This window comes from Labilibacter marinus (genome assembly GCF_001659685.2).
GTDB lineage: Bacteria > Bacteroidota > Bacteroidia > Bacteroidales > Marinilabiliaceae > Saccharicrinis > Saccharicrinis marinus.
Window position 1 is genome coordinate 143,053 of record NZ_LXYE02000012.1, and the last position, 18,088, is coordinate 161,140.

An 18,088-nucleotide genomic window follows, 5' to 3' on the forward strand; every position below is an offset into this window, starting at 1 on the left:
CAAAAACACAAAAATCGGTAAAAAGTTTGATGATGTAGCTAAGTGCTTAGTAATATAGCGGTTAATGTCTGTAGTGTAATAATGCTAAATGTTCAGATTGAACTGTCATATAATGGCTATGAAAAAAAATAGAAAAAAAGATATTTTTTCTTCGTTTGAAAAAAGGGGGGCTTCATTTAAAAAGAATGCTATTTCACATAGAAACCCCATTGAGAAGGTAGTGAAATCAAGGGTTTGGGGGACTTGTGCGAGGTTGTGTTTTTTGGTAGATAACACATAATCTACTACTTTTGACATGTAATCAAAAACAAAAAAGGTTGTTTTTATGAGATTTTCTCACAACCTATTTAATTTAAGATTGGATAGAGTGGAAACAACTTTAAATCAAACCCGACCAAATCTCAGAAAGCTGGATGACGAAATCTGGAAGTCAATTCCAGGGACAGAAGGCAAGTATGAGATTAGTGACTATGGTAGAGTGAAAAGCTATTGTTACAGCAGTGAGGGGAAGATAGTAAAGTCTGGAAATATCAAAGGATATAGAAGTATCAATCTTAAGGTTGATGGACAGAAAAAAACAATATTGATTCATAAGTTAGTGGCTGAAACATTTTTAGAAAACAGCGATGAATCAAAAGATGTTGTTATTCATAAAGATTGGAATAAATTAAATAATCACGTTAGTAATTTAGCTTGGTTATCGCGAGAAGAAAGCTTTACTAGAGCTCAAGATAAATTGATTCAAGCAAGAAAGAAGAAAGGAAGAATTGTAACGCACTCTAAGCTTAGTGAAAAAGATGTTGCAGCAATAAAGAGTATGCTTGAAAAAGGTAGAAAGCAAAAAGTGATTGCAGAGTTGTTTTGTGTTAGCGCTATGCAAATATCAAGAATTAAAAATAACACTAGTTGGTCAGAAGTTTAATTAAAACAAAAATATACCTCCCTAACAAATCATCCTATAACTATCATAAAGAAGGTTGCCACCCATCCAAACCAAGGCAACCTTTTTTTGTGTCTTATAGTTTGGTGTGGAACAATATGATAAATATTTAATAGTATATTGGGGTTTATGTTTTTTTTTTTTTTCTTTGTAGTGTTATTTTAGTTTAGTATAAAATAATAAAAACCTAAACCTTATGATTTTAAAACCCCTAAAGAAAACATGTCAAACATCCGCACATTCAAGTGTATGTCCTCATAATTGGTTGTTTGTTCCGAAGTTTTAAATTTATTCAAGTGTAAAATATTTTGTTCATGTGTTCAGAAGAGCATATTTGTAATCGCTAACCATAAAAATGTATAGTATGTAATTGGTGTGGTAAGGTCTTTATTTAATTGGGTATTCTTAATGTCTGCTTATTGATACTTTAAAGACTAGAGAAGTGCAGAAAAAAAACTTGGCTTCCGCAAATAAATAGACGCTCAAATCAATGTTATTCGCTAAGCCAAGCGTTATAAACTAATTGTAAAAATAGTATTATGAAATTTAAAAATTGCATGTTCATTGCATTATTTGCAATAGCAGCATTAATAGCTTGTGATAAAGAGGAAGTAGTTTCAAAAGAGGAACAAAAAGAAATTGTAACGGATGCTAGAACATTTGTTTTGTCTGACTCAATAAAGGTTGATGTAGATAATGGTATTTTATCTTTTGAAAGCGAAGAGTCACTTCAAGAATGTATCGATTACCTAAATTTTATTGGTAATGAAAGGTTATTAGATTTTGAGGAGGCATTGGGTTATACTTCCTATAAAACAAGTTGTAATCTTACAGATAAAAAATATCTGGTTGAGGATGATTTATTAGGGACTTTGATGAACCAAGATAGACAGATTATTGTGGCGGGGTATCTCTTAACAACTAATCTTAAAGACGAGACAACAGAAATCAAACCTCTTGATGATACAAGCTTGAAAAGTAGTAGTTATAGACTAGCGGAGGAGGTAACGATTAAATGGCAAGAAGACGCTTTTGATGTAATGCAGACTGGTGAGAGAAATGGCTATTTAAAAGGGTACTGTAAAAATACCCCCAAGAAAAAAGAATGGAAACTGTTTCCAACTCCCAATATGTGGGGTGGAACAAATGATGCAAGTAGAATTCAGGCTAAGGTATGCTTTCAACGAGCTGGGTGGTATAATTCAATTGTAATTAAATTTAAATTAGAAAAGCAAACTGATTCTGGTTATTATTACAACTTGCATTATGTAACTGTTGATGCGAAGTATAAACGTAGGAGGAGAGGCGAAACCAAGTTTGATAGAGAGAAATCTTGTTATGCAAAAAAACAAGGGGATGAAATATCTCATCGTCCATATAACGGTACTAGACGTTTGGAATGGGCAAGAGTTCCTGTTAAGTTTGATTATAAAGCAAGGTGGAGAGATGATGAAAGTAAGGTTGTAGAAACAGGGGAGGTGTTGCTATTAATGAAGTGTACCTGATAAGGTTAATTTATGGAGGGAGGTTTCTCCCTCTTTTTTTTGCTGCTAAAGAATCTTTTGAAGCAAAAACTTTAATGATTTATCTGATTTTAAATAGAAATGAAATATGAAAATTAAGTTTATTATAGGCTTATTGTGTGTAGTAAGTTTTTGCTATTCGCAGGATAGTAAATCGTCAAAGTTGTGTATTGATTTATATACAATGGAAACAATTAATTCTGAATTGGTTGGATATGTTAAGTTTGATTATGAGATTTTGCCAAAGTTGGCTTTGGGAGCATATATAGGTTATAGGCAGGATAAAAAGTCTCAATATGGAAGCCCGTTAGTTTATGATGGGAGTAAAATACATTTTGGTTTGAATACGAAATACTACTTATTAGATTCAAATGTTTTATTGAGGCCATATTTTTGTGGACAGCTTGGTTGCACTTATAGTAAGTATGATTTAAAACCAGAATATTACGATATACGTAGTGCTGAAATAGATTGTGGAATTTACGCAGGTGCTCAGTTTAGAATATATAAATCTTTAAAAGCTATGTTTGAAGTGGGTTATGGAAAAAATAGTATTACAAATTTTGGAATAGCGTATTGTTTATGAGGTGTATAGTTTGTGCTGCTCTAATCGCTCTTTTATCCTCCTGTTTTAAAGAGGTGGATATTGATATTCCATATCAAGAACCAAAGTTGGTGGTTGGAAGTTATTTTACACATAACGAAAAAATAGAGGCTATATTAACCAGTACGGTTCCTGCTTATGACACCCTTTATAACTTAAAAGATATCGCTAATGCTAGTGTTGAGTTTGATGGTGAAATATATCCTTTGCGTCATGTCCATGATTCACTTTATCAGTCGGATATAAAAGGTCAGTATGGTGTTAATTATAAAATTATAGCCAGTGTTAAAGGGTACGAAACTGTATTTGCAGAAGATTTTATACCCCGACCAGTTGATTTTAGCATAGATAAATATGTTCCTAATGCTAATGTAGATTATGAAGGAGAAAATATATCCTCAATTACAATTACCTTAAAGGATGTTCCTAAAGAACCAACGTTTTTTGAGTTGAGAATGAAATCAACCCATAGTTATTTTAGTAATGATAAAGATCATGTGTCTACTTACTATACAGATTTAAGCAGTCAGGATATCGTGGTAAGAAATGAAGGGGTGGTTAACCTCAGTGTTAATAAAGTTGGTTTGCTGTTTAGTAATGAGCTCATTCGCGATGAGAACTATACTTTGACCTATTATTTTTATAATTGGGTAGATGATGATTATAATAATGTCGACCATGTAAGTGTTGAGTTGCGAAGTGTTTCGGAGGATTACTTTCAGTTTAAAAAGCGTTTGTATTTAAATTTGGACAATCAGGTTGGTGATTTGTGGGATGGCACAGGTAATCCAATTGAAGCTTATACTAACATTAAGAATGGTTGTGGTATTTTTGCCGGATACAGCCAAGTATCACACTCTAAAAAATTATAATGCATTTTTTAAAATTTCTTACCGCCTGTTTATTGCTAACGGGTAATATTTGTGCGCAATTAAATATAGCCGGTAATATATCTGATGCTAATACCGGAGAACAGTTAATTGGAGTTAGTGTATATTGTTCGGACTTAAAGCAAGGGCAGGCAAGTAATTCGTTTGGATATTTTAGTTTTAATTTCCCCAAACAAGGAACGTACCTCATTAAGTTTTCTTATGTGGGGTATGAATCATTTGTTGCAAGAGTTAATTTAATATCGGATACATTAATTAATATAAAGCTAAAGCCGGGTATTGATATTCAGGAAGTAAGTGTAAGTGCAGAAAGTCCTATTGAAGAAAAAGCTGAAATGAGTACTGCCAAACTTACCATGAAAGAGGTTAAGCGTATTCCGGCTTTGGGAGGAGAGGTTGATTTGGTTAAAGCTTTGCAATTGTTGCCCGGCGTAAGTCAGGGGAATGAAGGTAGTAGTGGAATGTATGTTAGAGGAGGAAGTCCGGACCAAAACCTGATGCTTTTAGACGATGTTCCACTTTATTATGTCAATCACTTAGGAGGTTTTGTTTCAACATTTAATCCGGATGCTATTAATGATGTAAAGCTTATTAAAGGTGCTTTTCCGGCGAGGTATGGTTCGCGATTATCATCAGTATTAGATGTTCGGATGAAGAATGGCAACAATAAAGAATTTAAAGGGAATGCTACAATTGGTTTGGTGTCATCTAAGTTAACCCTAGAAGGGCCAGTGAAAAAAGACACCTCTTCTTACCTGGTTTCTGTGCGAAGAATGATGTATGACGTTTTTATGCGCCCGCTTACCCCTTTGTTATTCAATGGGGCATCGATGGGGTATAACTTTTATGATGTAAACGCAAAGTACAACCATATGCTAAATGCTAATAATCGCTTGTATTTTAGTTTTTATTCGGGAGATGACAGGTCAATAACAACGTATAAACCTCATGATGATAATGTAAGAGCTAGTAATAAACTGCGGTGGGGAAATACATTAGGAGCAGTACGGTGGAATCATATTTTTAACCCTAAACTATTTAATAATGTAACGGCCTCATATACCCAATATCGTAATTCAATTCAGCAGAAATATAAAAATGATGGTTTAAATTCCGATTATCATTTTGTATCAAAAGTATCTGATGTTAGTTTGAAAACTGATTTTGATTGGTTTGTGAATAATTCATACACAATACGTGTAGGTGCAAATGCTATTTATCATCATTACCTTCCTACTCGGATAAGTAATGAACAAAGCGTAGATGGTGTAAATAAGGATTCGGTAAGTGTTAATTATAAAGAAGAAGCCTTGGAGGCTAGTGTTTATATAGAAAATGAATTTCAGTTATCGCCTCGATTGAAACTAAACGCAGGTTTGCGATATGCAAACTACTTACTTAAACAGAAAACATTTCCTTCTTTAGAACCGAGATTGGCGCTTAATTATCAATTTATGGCAAATCATTCTGTAAAATTGGGCTATGCTAAAATGCAACAGAATGTTCATTTGTTAACTGCAAGCGGAACCGGTATGCCATCGGATTATTGGCTTCCCCCAACAGAAAAACTTGCGCCACAATTATCAACACAATATAGTGTAGGTTGGGCTCATACAACAAAAAATAAAAAATATGAGTTTAGTGTTGAAGCTTATTATAAAGAAATGCAGAACCTAATCACATTTAAAGATGGAGTTGCGTATTTCACAGGTTTAGGTAACTGGGAAAATCATGTGGAAGGTAATGGAACAGGAATTGCAAAAGGTTTAGAGTTTTTTGTAAAAAAGAGAACGGGGAAAACAACCGGATGGATTGGCTATACTTTATCAAAGACTACAAGACAATTTGATGGTGTTAATCAAGGAAAGGAATATTTGTTCCGTTACGACCGCCCGCATGATATAAGTATTGTGGTGCAGCATCGTTTGTCTCCTAAAGTAGATTTTTTTGCCACATGGGTGTATAACTCCGGTAATGCCATAACCTTGGCAAAGGAAAGTTATATGGTGCCTCATGAGATTGGTAGCGGAGAAATGTATGATAAACCTTACGTAAGGGTTGAGAAATATGATGGAAAAAATAGTACTCGAATGGAAGCGTATCATCGCTTGGATGTTGGGGTGAACTTTATTAAAAAGAAAAAACGTGGAGAACGAATTTGGCGCTTAAGTATTTATAACCTTTATAGCAGGTTGAATGCTTATTATTATTTTTGGGGTACCGATATTGAATCGGAGGGACTTGAGCCGACAGAACCTAGGTTATATAAGCAAACGCTTTTTCCATTTATTCCATCTGTAAGTTATAGTTGGACGTTTTAAGGATAAAAAATATAGGTATTTAAAACAACGGGAGCTGCATTGAAAAATGCAGCTCCCGTTTCTTATATGATTGTCGTTAATTACGATCTTCTTCTTCTTCCGCCGGTGAAATTTCCGCCACCACCGTTTCCGCTTCTACCGCCACTTCCGCCACGGTAACCACCTCCGCCGCCATCACTTCTTCTGCGATTGTTTTGTTTTGGTGGTTTAGCAGTTGCTATTTCAACGTGTAATTTTTCGCCTTCAAATTCTTTTCCTTTAACGGCATCAATCACATCTTTCTGTGTTCCATCTTCTACTTCAAAGAATGAGAAGTTTCTAAGTACTTCAATTTTACCGAATCCTACTTTTTGTTTTCCAGTACTTTCGTTAACTAAACCCATCAAACGTTGTGCAGAAAGCTCATGAGCTTTACCAACATTCATATACAAACGAACGTAGTTATCGTCACTTCTTCTTCTTGGTCTGTCACCTCTTTCTCTACCACCTCTTTCAATGTCTTTTTTATAAACATTTAAATCTTTGGCTCCTTGGTAGTAAGCAATAAAGCGGTTAAACTCAACAGATACAAAGCGTTTGATTAAGTCTTCTTTTTCCAGACCCTCAAATTTTTCGTAAATCGTTGGTAAGAATTCCTCAATCTCTTCGTGGTTAATTTCAATATTTTCCACTCTATCTACAAGGTGTAGTAATTGTCTTCCACAAATTTCGCTTCCAGAAGGAACCATTTTACGTTCGAACTTAATGCCCGAAGTACGCTCAATACTTCTAATTTTACCAGACTCTTTAGTATGAACAATAGCTATACTAGTACCGCTTCTACCTGCTCTACCTGTTCTACCACTACGGTGAGTGTATGCTTCAATATCGTCTGGTAAGTTATAATTAATTACGTGAGTAAGTTCATTAATGTCAATACCTCTAGCGGCCACATCTGTAGCTACCAAAATTTGTAAATGACGATTTCTAAAGCGATGCATTACCTGATCTCTTTGAGCCTGAGATAAATCACCATGTAAAGCATCAGCACTGTAACCATCCGCCATTAGCTTTTCAGCAATTTCTTTGGTTTCGTGACGAGTACGACAGAATACAATACCGTAAATGTCTGGGTTGATATCGGCAACTCTTTTAAGGGCATGATATCTATCGCGAGCATGAACCATATAGTAGATGTGCTCTACCGTTGAAGCTCCTGCATTTTGCTTACCAATTTTAATTTGCATTGGGTCGGTAAGATATCTTTTGGCCATGTTCTCGATTTCGCGAGGCATGGTAGCCGAAAATAATAATGATTGTCTGCTATCTGGTGTAGTTTCAATAATAGCATCTAGCTCTTCTTTGAAACCCATGTTAAGCATCTCGTCAGCTTCATCTAACACTAACCATTGTAGTTTATCCATTTTAAGGATACCACGTTTAGTTAGGTCATTAACTCTACCAGGTGTACCAACAACAATGTGAGTTCCTCTTCTTAAATCTTTAATTTGTTTAGAGATATCAGCTCCTCCGTATACAGGAGTTACATATAAGCCCTTGATGTATTTACCAAAGTTATTTATGTCTTTGGTGATCTGTAAGGCTAGTTCCCTGGTTGGGCATAATATTAAGGCCTGAACGCTTTTGTTAGTAGTATCTATTTTTTCAATAATAGGTAAACCAAAAGCAGCTGTTTTACCAGTTCCTGTTTGCGCTAAAGCAACTAAATCCTGGTTTGTTTCTCTTAAGCCTGGAATTGTTTTTTCCTGAATTGGGGTTGGGTTAACAAAACCCATTTCTCCAATGGCTTTTAGAACTTCCGACGATAAGCCGGTTTCTTCAAATGTAATCATAAAATTGTCCTCTTTTTTCCAGTCCGCCCCTGCTAATAATGTTCACAATTTTACCTGGAAAAGAGAAGCCTACTGAATAATCGTTTTGAAAATGAATGATTTATGCCTTTGCAAAAATCGACTGCAAAGATAGTTATTTTTAGTTGGCTTGTTGTGTGAAAGGCGTTTTTAACAAACGGTGTGGCGTAAAGGGCAGCTTAGTAGAGAGATAGGATTCGGTAATATTACATTTTTAACATTTAAAACAGCTTAATCTAAAGGGATTCCGACATTAAATATTGATTTTCAAATTATTTTAATAAAATTTCACACACGCCCTCATCTATTTCTTATACTTTTGTAGCCCTTATGGAGAAGGCACAGGTTATTTTTAGAAGGTTTTTGATTTGGCGAGTAAAACACATTAGTCAGCAGCATTTTGTGTTGATACTAAGTTTACTTACGGGAGTGTTTAGTGGGTTGGCAGCGGTATTATTGAAGAATGCGATTCATGCTGTGCACCATTTTTTAACCGGTCATTTTAGTATTGAAAACGGAAACTTACTTTATTTAGCTTACCCTGTAGTTGGTATCTTAATTGCTGTATTCTTTGCTCGAAATATTATAAAGGATAGTTTGGGGCATGGAGTTTCCAAGATATTATACGCCCTCAGTAAGAATGGAGGTAAAATTAAACCACACAATAATTTTTCATCTATAGTTGCCAGTACTTTTACTATCGGTTTTGGTGGATCGGTAGGAGCGGAGGCACCTATTGTATTAACCGGTGCTTCTATTGGATCTACTTTGGGGCGGGTTTTTCATCAGAACTATAAAACCATTTCCTTATTAATTGGATGTGGTGCTGCAGGCGCTGTAGCTGGTATTTTTAAAGCGCCTATGGCGGGATTGGTTTTTACCTTGGAGGTGTTAATGTTGGGGTTGAGTATGACTTCATTGGTCCCGTTAATTATTTCTGCATTTAGCGCTGCCACGGTCGCTTTCTTTTTTATGGGTGATGGTGCTGAATTCTCGTGGCATTTAGAGAGTCCATTTATTCTTCATAATATACCTTTTTACATTGTTCTAGGTGTGCTAGGTGGGTTTATCTCGCTCTATTTCAGCCGTAGTTTAATGTGGAGCGAAAATCAGTTGAGAAAAATTAAGAGTCCTTATGTGCGCTTGTCTATTGGAGGCGCCATATTAAGTGTATTAATATTTGTGTTGCCGCAGTTGTATGGTGAGGGATATACTACTATAACAGCCTTTTTGAATGGAAATAAAGATATTGTTTTTGACAATAGTTTGTTTTATGAGTTGAGAGATAGAGAGTGGGCTTTGCTTATTCTGTTGGGAATGTTAGTTATATTTAAAGTATTTGCATCGGCGGCTACAACGGGTAGTGGTGGAGTAGGTGGTATTTTTGCACCTTCGCTTTTTACAGGAGGTGTAATGGGATACTTTTTTGCTCGTGTTGTAAATGCAACGGGTTTACATGTTTTACCTGAGAGTCACTTTACCTTGGTGGGGATGGCAGCTATTATGGCTGGAGTGCTGCATGCACCGCTGACGGCCATTTTCCTTATTGCAGAAATCACCCATGGTTATGAGTTGTTTGTTCCTTTAATGATGACTTCAACCATATCGTATTTAACGATTATGTATTTTGAACCGCATTCAATTTACACCAAGCAGTTGGCTAGGAGAGGAGAGTTATTAACGCATCACAAAGATAAAGCAGTGCTAACCTTGATGCGCTTAAATAAAGTGTTAGAAACGGATTTTCTTCCTGTTAAATCAACGGATACTTTAGGTAGTTTGGTGAAAGTAATTGCCAAAGCAAAACGTAATTTATTTCCAGTAATAGGTTCAAAAGGACAATTAAAGGGAATTGTGTTATTAGATGATATTCGAGAAATCATGTTTAATCATGAAAGATATAACGATACTACAGTAGAGGATTTAATGCAGGTGCCACCTGGGTTTATCGAGATAAATGAGAATATGGATTCGGTGATGAAGAAGTTTGAAGAAACAGGTGCTTGGAATTTACCCGTTATTGAGAATGATAAATACATGGGTTTTGTATCTAAATCTAAAATATTCTCGGTTTACCGTAGAGTGTTGATTCACTTTTCGGATGAGTAGAAAAAAGGAGAAAGGAAAAGGGAGACCGAAGACGGGAAAATAAATGGTGTTGGAAATATTAGCGTCATGTAAATAAAGCACCAACGGTGCGATAGCAATAGCCTGGGGCAAAGCGCAGCGTAGCCCTAGGTGCATTAGGGTGCAAATCCGACGCATCATTAAGTAAATAAAATATGCAAAAGGTTTTTGCGTCGGAAATTAGAAAGTAAGAATTATAGCAGCTACATCTACGAATAACTTATGACCAATGACCAATGACCAACAACTATTGACCAATAACTAATCAACTATTGTTTATACGAACAGGATAAGTTAAATTTGCATCCGTTTTACAGTGTATAGATAATAAATTGTTACATATAAAGGATGAGAAATAACGAATAGTCATTTTCCATCATCCATAAATTAATTTCTTTTATGAAACGCGACGATAAAATATTTGAGTTAATTGAAAAAGAACACCAACGCCAGTTGAATGGTATTGAGTTAATTGCTTCGGAAAACTTTGTGAGTGAGCAAGTGATGGAAGCGATGGGTTCTTATATGACCAACAAATATGCCGAAGGTTACCCAGGAGCAAGATATTATGGTGGATGTGAAGTAGTGGATCAGAGTGAAACTTTGGCTATTGATCGTTTGTGTGAAATTTACGGTGCTGAGTATGCTAACGTGCAGCCACATAGTGGGGCACAGGCCAATATGGCTGTGTTAATGACTGTGTTAAATCCTGGGGATAAATTTTTAGGATTAGACCTTTCGCATGGTGGTCACCTTTCGCATGGTTCTCCTGTAAATAGCTCTGGTTTATTGTATGAACCAATTGCTTATGGTGTGCATGAGGATACTGGTTTGGTAGATTACGATATGATGGAAGCTAAAGCACGTGAGCACAAGCCAAAATTAATTATTGGTGGTGCTTCTGCTTATTCGCGTGAGTGGGATTATGCTCGCATGAGAAGATTAGCTGACGAGATTGGAGCTATTTTTATGGTTGATATGGCTCACCCAGCGGGTTTAATTGCTGCAGGTTTATTAGAAAACCCTGTTAAACATGCGCACGTGGTAACATCTACAACGCATAAAACATTAAGAGGTCCTCGTGGAGGAATCATCTTATTGGGTAAAGATTTTGAGAATCCTTGGGGTAAGAAAACACCTAAAGGAGTGGTTAGAAAAATGTCTTCTTTATTAAACTCTGCGGTATTCCCGGGCGTACAAGGTGGACCTTTAGAGCACGTAATTGCTGCTAAAGCGGTTTCTTTCCTTGAAGCTTTACAACCTGAGTATGTTGAGTACCAAACGCAGGTGCAAAAAAATGCTAAAGTAATGGCTGAAGCGTTTATAGCTAAAGGATATAAAGTAATTTCGGGTGGTACAGATAACCACTCTATGTTAATTGACTTACGTACTAAGTTTCCTGATTTAACAGGTAAAGTGGCCGAAAAAACATTGGTTTTAGCTGATATAACTATCAACAAAAATATGGTGCCTTTCGATAGCCGTAGTCCGTTCCAAACTTCAGGTATCAGAGTGGGTACTTCAGCACTTTCTACAAGAGGATTAAAAGAAGAGCATATGGCTCCTATTGTAGACCTTATTGACCAAGTGCTGTCAAATGTAGATAACGAAGCTGTTCTTGCAGAAGTAAGAGGAAAGGTAAATAAGATGATGGGTGCTTTCCCATTATTTGCATTTTAATTTCTGATTAAAGATATAGTGACTGTTTAGTATAAATATTTTTTATGCTAGCGGCGGCTCTTTTTGTTTCCTCTTCCGAGCTGTAGCGAAAAAGGAAAAGCCCGTCGGCTAGAGACAAAAAGGAGAGTAGGTTTATCTGAACTTATTTTTATTTGATACTAAGGTTACAAGATATAGTTGAGCCGATCAAGTTTACTTGGTCGGCTTTTTTATTGGCGCGGCCAACAGGTTTAATGCCTCCGAGCTTGTTTGACTTTCCTTTAGTAACAATAAAACTATTTCAAACACAAATTATTTATCTTACAGAAGAGGTAAATATGATTTGACGTAAGTTAAATAATGATTGCGGCAATGTAAGTGAGTATTGCGAAGATGTAAGAATAAATTGTGAAGAGAAAAGTATATATTGCGAAGAGAGAAGTATGTATTTCTCAATGGTAAGTATATTTAGGGAATAATTAAGTATGTTTTGGGAAGAATGCAGCATCTATTACGAATAGATTCCTTGATATTGTAAGGATAAGCTTATTTGTTTAAGATAAATAAATAATATTTTGGAGTATGTATTTATTCTATCTAACAAGTTAAGGTTTGATTGAAAGCATATTTTACTTGGTTTGATGCATTTAAAGTACTATATTAGAGAGAATCATAATCTTACCTGATATGCTGAAATATAATTTTAAAAGAGTGTTCCGAGCCCGTGGAATAGACAGGCCATTCACTTTCCTTAAAAAGGCTGGTTTCTCAGATAACTTTGCCTCTAAAATTAACAACAATCGTGTTTATCGTTTAGACTTAAAAGATCTGGAACGTATATGCTTTCTGTTACGATGCACACCGCATGATTTACTCGAATGGCATCCAGAACCATCCATGGAGTCAGTAGATGCTCACCCCTTAGAGAAACTTCGAAAAAGTGGAAACGATTTGGACTTAATAAAAACCATTAGCTCCATACCTTTAGAACAAGTACAGCGTATTGAAAACCTTATTAAGGAAGAGTTAAGGAGTTTGGAGGGGGAGTGAATATGAGAAAAAGAATTCACCTCGCCTTATTTTTTATAATGCTAACTAATGTAATTTATTCGCAAATTACTATTACAGGAGTTGTGTTTGAAGAAGGTGATACGCTTTCGATTCCTTGTGTCATAATTACTGAAAAAGGCACAAGTAATACAGTAAATACGGATATAAATGGAGCTTATACAATAACAGTAAGGGATTCAACTTCTACTTTGGTTTATTCATTTATTGGGTTTGTGACACGGGAAATAATTGTTGGAAATCGCGTTTTAATAAATACAACTCTTAAACCATTTGTAATTTATGAAGGTAGGAATCAGAAGTTGCGTTTATTCTTAAAAAGTGGCTTAATTCAAAATCCAGTAGGGGGACAATTTGAATTCTCAACTCCAACTTTTATTAATGCCTTAAATATTTATGGAGGAATAGGTTATCAATCTAATTTTAAAGATAATGAATACTTTGATGCTAGTCTAAGCTTAGTGGGTGTTCGATTAGGGAAAATTGCTGATTATTATTATGTAGATGTTGGGGCAGAATCAAATTATCGTCATATAAAAAAATCAAATAAAAATGAATTTAGTGTTTTCTCAATTGAAGCAAAATGGTGGTTAAGTCTACCTTTTGTTTTATTTACAGGTTATAGTCAAATCAATTTTGAAGATGATGGTAAGGATGCTAAAAACGGTTTAACATTGGGAGGGGAGTTCTGGTTTTCAAAACCTATGAGTGTTAGAGTTAACGGAAAAGCCACCCTTTTTAATGGCTTAACTGAATATCAGGCTGAAGCTAGAACGCGATTTGGGAAGTTCGATAGGTATCATTCATTTATAAAGTATTACAATATTAATGGTTATTCTGAATTGTCATTAGGTGTTGGAGTGGAATTTACTTATTTATTCAAACATCAGCGGAATGAATATTAGAAAGAAATATTTATGATTGTAACTAGCTCCGGGTTTTAACCCGGAGAAATATAAGATTACCCACATGGCTTTAGCCCAAAAATAAGTTTCGGCTAAAGCCACCTTTGTTCAAAAAATATTAACCCAGATTAAAAACCGGGTCTAGTCAAGGCAATTGCATTTAAAGATTGAATCCCTTCACGGTTCAATAAACGAATCGTTTAAAAATCCCTCGGATTGCATCCAGGGCTATTCAAATTGAACATGCGTAGGTTTTTATGCAATAACCCTGAAAGTATTAAATCTAAATAGCCTTGTGCAAAGTGCAGGGGTGTGTTTCTAAATACTATTAACAACCACAAAGTGGTTGAATTTTAAAACCACCTCCCCACTCATTCTTCGCGGTACTCCTCCTTAAAAATGAGGAGAACTCCGCAGCACTTTCCCCACCAGGATTTTGGGAGGCGGCCGAAGGCGGGGTGGTATATTATATTTTGTTTAAATGCGATTGCCGTGCGGGTCTAGTGAATAAAAAAAGCCAGTTAAAACAATTGTTATAACTGGCTTTTTGTTCTTAAATTATAATCTATTTCTTCTCTGTTTGTGGCATTACTTTAACATCGTAATCTAATTTTTCGAGTGCTTTTTTAACGCCTTCTGTAGTGTTTTTATCTTCTCTAAAGCTTACGGTTACCAATTTATCTTCGATGTTTACATTCACACTTTTTACTCCTTTTTCGTAGGGAATATTTTTCATGATTTTTTCTTTACAACTATGGCAATCAACACTACAGCTGTATGTAACTTCTTTAACTTTTGGTTTATCCTTGGCAAAAGATGATGTAACGCCAATAAAAAGGATAAGTGTTGCTAAAACTAATTTTAGATTTTTCATGTGTTTATTTTTTTCTAGTTTTTTTTGCTGTATACCTAGGTTAAAATCCTGGGCTATTAACATTAAACCCCGCTGGGGTTATTCGATTTTTTTTCAAAAGTTGGTATCTGCATTCTTTGAGTCCTTTAGTTTAAATATTTTAATATTGTCTAGTGGCTTACTGCCTACTGCAACCTGTCTACTGTTTACTGCTTACTGAAAGCTGCCCACTGTCAACTGAATACTGCCCACTGCTCACTATTCTTTACCCAAATTATATTTTATACCTGCATACACCATTCCTCCGTACAAAGGACCCCAAATTCTGCTGGCATCAAATTCATCTCCAAACGGATTTTCAGGATCTATAATGGCATTTTTCTGCGTAAAACGTCCAATGTTTTCTCCACCCAAATAAAAGCTCCAGTTTCTGTGATTTTTGGTCACTTGCGCCATCCAAACTACATATTGCTCTGATTGATTTGGTCTGGTGTTTTCTGGCGAATTATTTCCTGTGGAAGGAAGTCTTTGGTCACCATTAAACTGCGCCGTTAAATCAAACTGCCACTTATCCAGGTTGGTTCGGTACGATCCCGAAAGCAAACCTTTGTATTTATTCACAAACGGCACTTCCTCTTGCTTGCCATTAAAGGTACTTTGTACATCGTTTTGGCGATATGCAGCGGTTAAATCAAAGCGTTTAAAAAGCTCATAGTTCGCTTCTATCTGATAAATATTAGAAAACGAAGCCCCATCTAAATTGTAAAAATGAACCTCTTGACTATTTTGGTCCATATCAACCACCAGTTGGTTTACAAAATCAGTACGGAAAAACTCAATATTAAGATTCAACTTTCTTTCTCCTATAGGAATCTCATTAACCAAGCTAATGCCATAATTCCAGGCTTCTTCTTGCTTAACTTTCTCGTCGAATATAAAAGCTTTTGAACTGGCCAGTAGGTTGGAGTTTTCGCTCACTGCATCGGCGGTTCTATAGCCTTTACCAGCGCTGGCACGTACGGCTATTATTTCTGATAAATTGTATTTAGCATGCGCTCTAGGTGTAAAAAAACCTCCATGTAAACTACTGTTATCGTACCTTAAACCTAACATAAAGGTGAATTTCTCCGAAGGAATATAATTATACTCTACAAATGCCCCAGGTGTGGTTTCTTTGTAACCTACGTTTTGTTTATCACCATTAAAAATGGCATCGTTATTATCGTGTACTACACTGATACCAGTATTGTAAGTATGTCTGGTATCGCCTATGTACGATTGAAATAATAAGTTAACAAAGATGTTTTGTTGCCTTACGTCAAAGGTTCTATTGCCATAAAACGAAGTCCTGTCAAAGTAGTTATACGATAATATGGTTCCTATGCTGGTAGCTTCTCTGTTAAAAATAAATCCGTTTTTAGCGTAGGCATTAAATCGCTCCACATCAATACCAATTCCATATAGTCCTTGTTCCGATTGCGATATGTCGTGATTGTAATCCAGTTGTCCTCCTTCTCTTTTTTCGTTGATATAAGAAAGTCCAAACTTAGAGGAGAGTACATCACCTTTGTAATCCCATTGATTAATGAAAGTTCCCATTTTAGCCAATGGTTTATCCAGGAATCCATCATTATTCATGTCCATCTCCCTAAAATTACCACTTCCCTGAACCATAATGGAGGTATTCCATTTTTCGTTTAGCTTAAAGGCATGACCGAATGTGGTTTCTACCTTACCATCCATATTTCCGTAGGTGTAAAAATGCATTTTCTCGGTGCCTACAGGCTCTTTTAGCGAGATGTTTATTTGTCCAGTCATAGATTCATAGCCATTTTTAACGGAGGCAGAACCTTTAGAAACTTGCAGTCCTTCCATCCATGTGCCTGGTATATATTCCATGCCAAATGCAGATTCTGCTCCTCTTAAAGTGGGGATATTGCCTATGGTTAATTGTGAGTATCTACCTGAAAGACCTAATAATTGTATTTGTTTAACGCCAGAAACAGCATCGGCGTAAGCCACATCTACAGAAGCATTGGTTTCAAAGCTCTCGGAGAGATTACAACATGCACACCTTTCCAATTCTTTAGATGATACATTTTGCACGTATAGCGGACTTATTTTAGAAATAGAGGTGTTGGCTCTTCGGTGCGTTACGGTAACTTCGCCTAAAGCTTCGCCTTGCGCAAGGTAAACCTGAAGGGGAGAGCTGTTGTGTATAAGTACTGTATCGTTAAGATATCCCACATAGCTAAAAACCAACATGTGATATTCGTTTCCAGGCTGATTGATATTAAACTCGCCTTTATCATCAGTAATTGTTCCTATGGTAGTTTCTGCCCAATATACATTCACGCCTAAAAGCGGAATGGATTTGTTGCCTTTTTTCTCCAATACTTTCCCTTTGATATCTCCCGCATAAGCGGATAAGGAAACCAGTATTGAAAAAACAATGATGTATAGTTTTTTCATGATGTTGTAAAATTGCAAACCTTGCGCTATAGCAAATTTGTAATTGGTGCACAGGTTTTGTGTAACATTAAATACTTTTTAAGAAGTGTTTTAAAATAACACTTCAGTGGATGAAGAATTAAATGTTAACAGGCAATTTTAAAAGTGTGATGAAGCGTAATTATTTCCCTACCACTATGTTGTAGTAAAGGTATTTCGGGGGGGAGTTCTCTTAATAATCCATCATCAAAAAGAGACGAATGTAAGATGTCAATTTGATGAGGAGCGTTTATGTCAATAAGTAAAGATAGTATGCTTGGTTTAGGCGGAACTTGACGATTTGAATAGTTGTAATCGTTTTTAAGTTTAACCGTCTTGAAACTACTATTGTGGTGTTCGCAACAACTTTTTTCTTCAGCTTTATGCGTACAGCAATCATTTTGATGTTGGTGCGTTGAATGAAATAGAATTTCTGCATTTTCTTCACACATATCTTCCGTTGAATCAATATACATGGAATATATTGTCTGATTAGAATGCTGGCAGTAGTGATAAAATAGAACCATACCACTAGTGCTTAGCAGAAAAAAGCTAAGTGCAATAATGGCGAATATACGTCTATTTATCTCTTTTAAAATCATATTACAAATAACGACAAATTAATTGAAAGATTGCGTTAATGGTTTGTTAATGCCTTGTGTTTATTAGCGTACAGGTTTAAGTTTTTTAAAATTGACCTGCTTAAGTAAATCTGTTTTAGCACTACAGCCTCCACAACTTCCAGCACAGCCTGCGTTGTTTTCTTGGTAGGCGCTCCAGATAACTTTTCCGAAGGAATAAGCTGTATAACTAAAGGCACCAACTACGCTAATCCACATTAATATTTCTTGTACCATA

Annotated in this window: 14 protein-coding genes; 9 read left to right on the top strand and 5 right to left on the bottom strand. The window is 35.7% G+C overall.

Annotated elements, in window-relative coordinates; translation table 11 throughout:
- Nucleotides 1–367 precede the first annotated feature (367 nt).
- From A8L32_RS05705 to A8L32_RS05725, 5 genes are all read left to right on the top strand, one after another.
- Entirely contained in the window at nt 368–922 is a 555-nt protein-coding gene (locus A8L32_RS05705; protein ID WP_158027202.1) for an NUMOD4 domain-containing protein, read from the top strand.
- Nucleotides 923–1,479: 557 nt separating this feature from the next.
- Nucleotides 1,480–2,445, top strand: coding sequence for a hypothetical protein (locus tag A8L32_RS05710; protein WP_143525024.1), 966 nt, complete (start codon nt 1,480–1,482; stop codon nt 2,443–2,445).
- A gap of 202 nt (nt 2,446–2,647) precedes the next feature.
- Nucleotides 2,648–3,049, top strand: a complete 402-nt coding sequence (locus A8L32_RS05715) for a hypothetical protein (protein WP_143525025.1) — start codon at nt 2,648–2,650, stop codon at nt 3,047–3,049.
- Nucleotides 3,046–3,939, top strand: a complete 894-nt coding sequence (locus A8L32_RS05720; protein ID WP_066628776.1) for a DUF4249 domain-containing protein — start codon at nt 3,046–3,048, stop codon at nt 3,937–3,939. The genes A8L32_RS05715 and A8L32_RS05720 overlap by 4 nt, the downstream gene beginning before the upstream one ends.
- Nucleotides 3,939–6,278: a TonB-dependent receptor gene (locus A8L32_RS05725; protein ID WP_066628778.1), complete on the top strand. Its 2,340-nt coding sequence runs from the start codon at nt 3,939–3,941 to the stop codon at nt 6,276–6,278. The genes A8L32_RS05720 and A8L32_RS05725 overlap by 1 nt, the downstream gene beginning before the upstream one ends.
- An 80-nt stretch (nt 6,279–6,358) precedes the next feature.
- Here the strand turns inward: A8L32_RS05725 and A8L32_RS05730 are convergent, their stop codons facing one another.
- Nucleotides 6,359–8,110: a DEAD/DEAH box helicase gene (locus A8L32_RS05730; RefSeq protein ID WP_071797443.1), complete on the bottom strand. Its 1,752-nt coding sequence runs from the start codon at nt 8,108–8,110 to the stop codon at nt 6,359–6,361.
- Nucleotides 8,111–8,458: 348 nt separating this feature from the next.
- Here A8L32_RS05730 and A8L32_RS05735 point away from each other — a divergent pair, with 348 nt between their 5' ends.
- From A8L32_RS05735 to A8L32_RS05750, 4 genes are all read left to right on the top strand, one after another.
- The gene (locus A8L32_RS05735; protein ID WP_066628781.1) at nt 8,459–10,237 is read left to right on the top strand and encodes a chloride channel protein; all 1,779 of its coding nucleotides are present in this window, start codon (nt 8,459–8,461) and stop codon (nt 10,235–10,237) included.
- Between the two features lie 417 nt (nt 10,238–10,654).
- The gene (glyA, locus tag A8L32_RS05740; protein ID WP_066628785.1) at nt 10,655–11,935 is read left to right on the top strand and encodes a serine hydroxymethyltransferase; all 1,281 of its coding nucleotides are present in this window, start codon (nt 10,655–10,657) and stop codon (nt 11,933–11,935) included.
- A gap of 666 nt (nt 11,936–12,601) precedes the next feature.
- Nucleotides 12,602–12,964: a helix-turn-helix domain-containing protein gene (locus A8L32_RS05745; protein ID WP_066628790.1), complete on the top strand. Its 363-nt coding sequence runs from the start codon at nt 12,602–12,604 to the stop codon at nt 12,962–12,964.
- A gap of 2 nt (nt 12,965–12,966) precedes the next feature.
- Nucleotides 12,967–13,887 (top strand): carboxypeptidase-like regulatory domain-containing protein, encoded by a 921-nt coding sequence (locus A8L32_RS05750; protein ID WP_066628793.1) that lies wholly within the window; start codon nt 12,967–12,969, stop codon nt 13,885–13,887.
- Between the two features lie 565 nt (nt 13,888–14,452).
- Here the strand turns inward: A8L32_RS05750 and A8L32_RS05755 are convergent.
- From A8L32_RS05755 to A8L32_RS05770, 4 genes are all read right to left on the bottom strand, one after another.
- Complete coding sequence (locus tag A8L32_RS05755; protein ID WP_066629146.1) at nt 14,453–14,761, bottom strand: heavy-metal-associated domain-containing protein; 309 nt, start codon at nt 14,759–14,761, stop codon at nt 14,453–14,455.
- Between the two features lie 237 nt (nt 14,762–14,998).
- Complete coding sequence (locus tag A8L32_RS05760; RefSeq protein WP_066628796.1) at nt 14,999–17,212, bottom strand: TonB-dependent receptor; 2,214 nt, start codon at nt 17,210–17,212, stop codon at nt 14,999–15,001.
- 125 nt (nt 17,213–17,337) lie between these two features.
- Nucleotides 17,338–17,832, bottom strand: a complete 495-nt coding sequence (locus A8L32_RS05765) for an HYC_CC_PP family protein (protein WP_066628801.1) — start codon at nt 17,830–17,832, stop codon at nt 17,338–17,340.
- Between the two features lie 63 nt (nt 17,833–17,895).
- A complete protein-coding gene (locus A8L32_RS05770) occupies nt 17,896–18,087 on the bottom strand; it encodes a hypothetical protein (RefSeq protein WP_066628803.1) in 192 nt (63 codons plus the stop codon).
- Between the last annotated feature and the right edge of the window lies 1 nt (nt 18,088).

Excerpts from the sequence above, each read along its gene's own strand:
- A8L32_RS05725 (WP_066628778.1), top strand. The coding sequence starts at position 3,939 with ATGCATTTTTTAAAATTTCTTACCGCCTGTTTATTGCTAACGGGTAAT.
- A8L32_RS05710 (WP_143525024.1), top strand. The coding sequence starts at position 1,480 with ATGAAATTTAAAAATTGCATGTTCATTGCATTATTTGCAATAGCAGCA.
- A8L32_RS05720 (WP_066628776.1), top strand. The coding sequence starts at position 3,046 with ATGAGGTGTATAGTTTGTGCTGCTCTAATCGCTCTTTTATCCTCCTGT.
- A8L32_RS05765 (WP_066628801.1), bottom strand. The coding sequence starts at position 17,832 with ATGATTTTAAAAGAGATAAATAGACGTATATTCGCCATTATTGCACTT.
- A8L32_RS05755 (WP_066629146.1), bottom strand. The coding sequence starts at position 14,761 with ATGAAAAATCTAAAATTAGTTTTAGCAACACTTATCCTTTTTATTGGC.
- A8L32_RS05760 (WP_066628796.1), bottom strand. The coding sequence starts at position 17,212 with ATGAAAAAACTATACATCATTGTTTTTTCAATACTGGTTTCCTTATCC.
- A8L32_RS05715 (WP_143525025.1), top strand. The coding sequence starts at position 2,648 with ATGGAAACAATTAATTCTGAATTGGTTGGATATGTTAAGTTTGATTAT.
- A8L32_RS05750 (WP_066628793.1), top strand. The coding sequence starts at position 12,967 with ATGAGAAAAAGAATTCACCTCGCCTTATTTTTTATAATGCTAACTAAT.
- glyA (WP_066628785.1), top strand. The coding sequence starts at position 10,655 with ATGAAACGCGACGATAAAATATTTGAGTTAATTGAAAAAGAACACCAA.
- A8L32_RS05745 (WP_066628790.1), top strand. The coding sequence starts at position 12,602 with ATGCTGAAATATAATTTTAAAAGAGTGTTCCGAGCCCGTGGAATAGAC.
- A8L32_RS05770 (WP_066628803.1), bottom strand. The coding sequence starts at position 18,087 with ATGGTACAAGAAATATTAATGTGGATTAGCGTAGTTGGTGCCTTTAGT.
- A8L32_RS05735 (WP_066628781.1), top strand. The coding sequence starts at position 8,459 with ATGGAGAAGGCACAGGTTATTTTTAGAAGGTTTTTGATTTGGCGAGTA.
- A8L32_RS05730 (WP_071797443.1), bottom strand. The coding sequence starts at position 8,110 with ATGATTACATTTGAAGAAACCGGCTTATCGTCGGAAGTTCTAAAAGCC.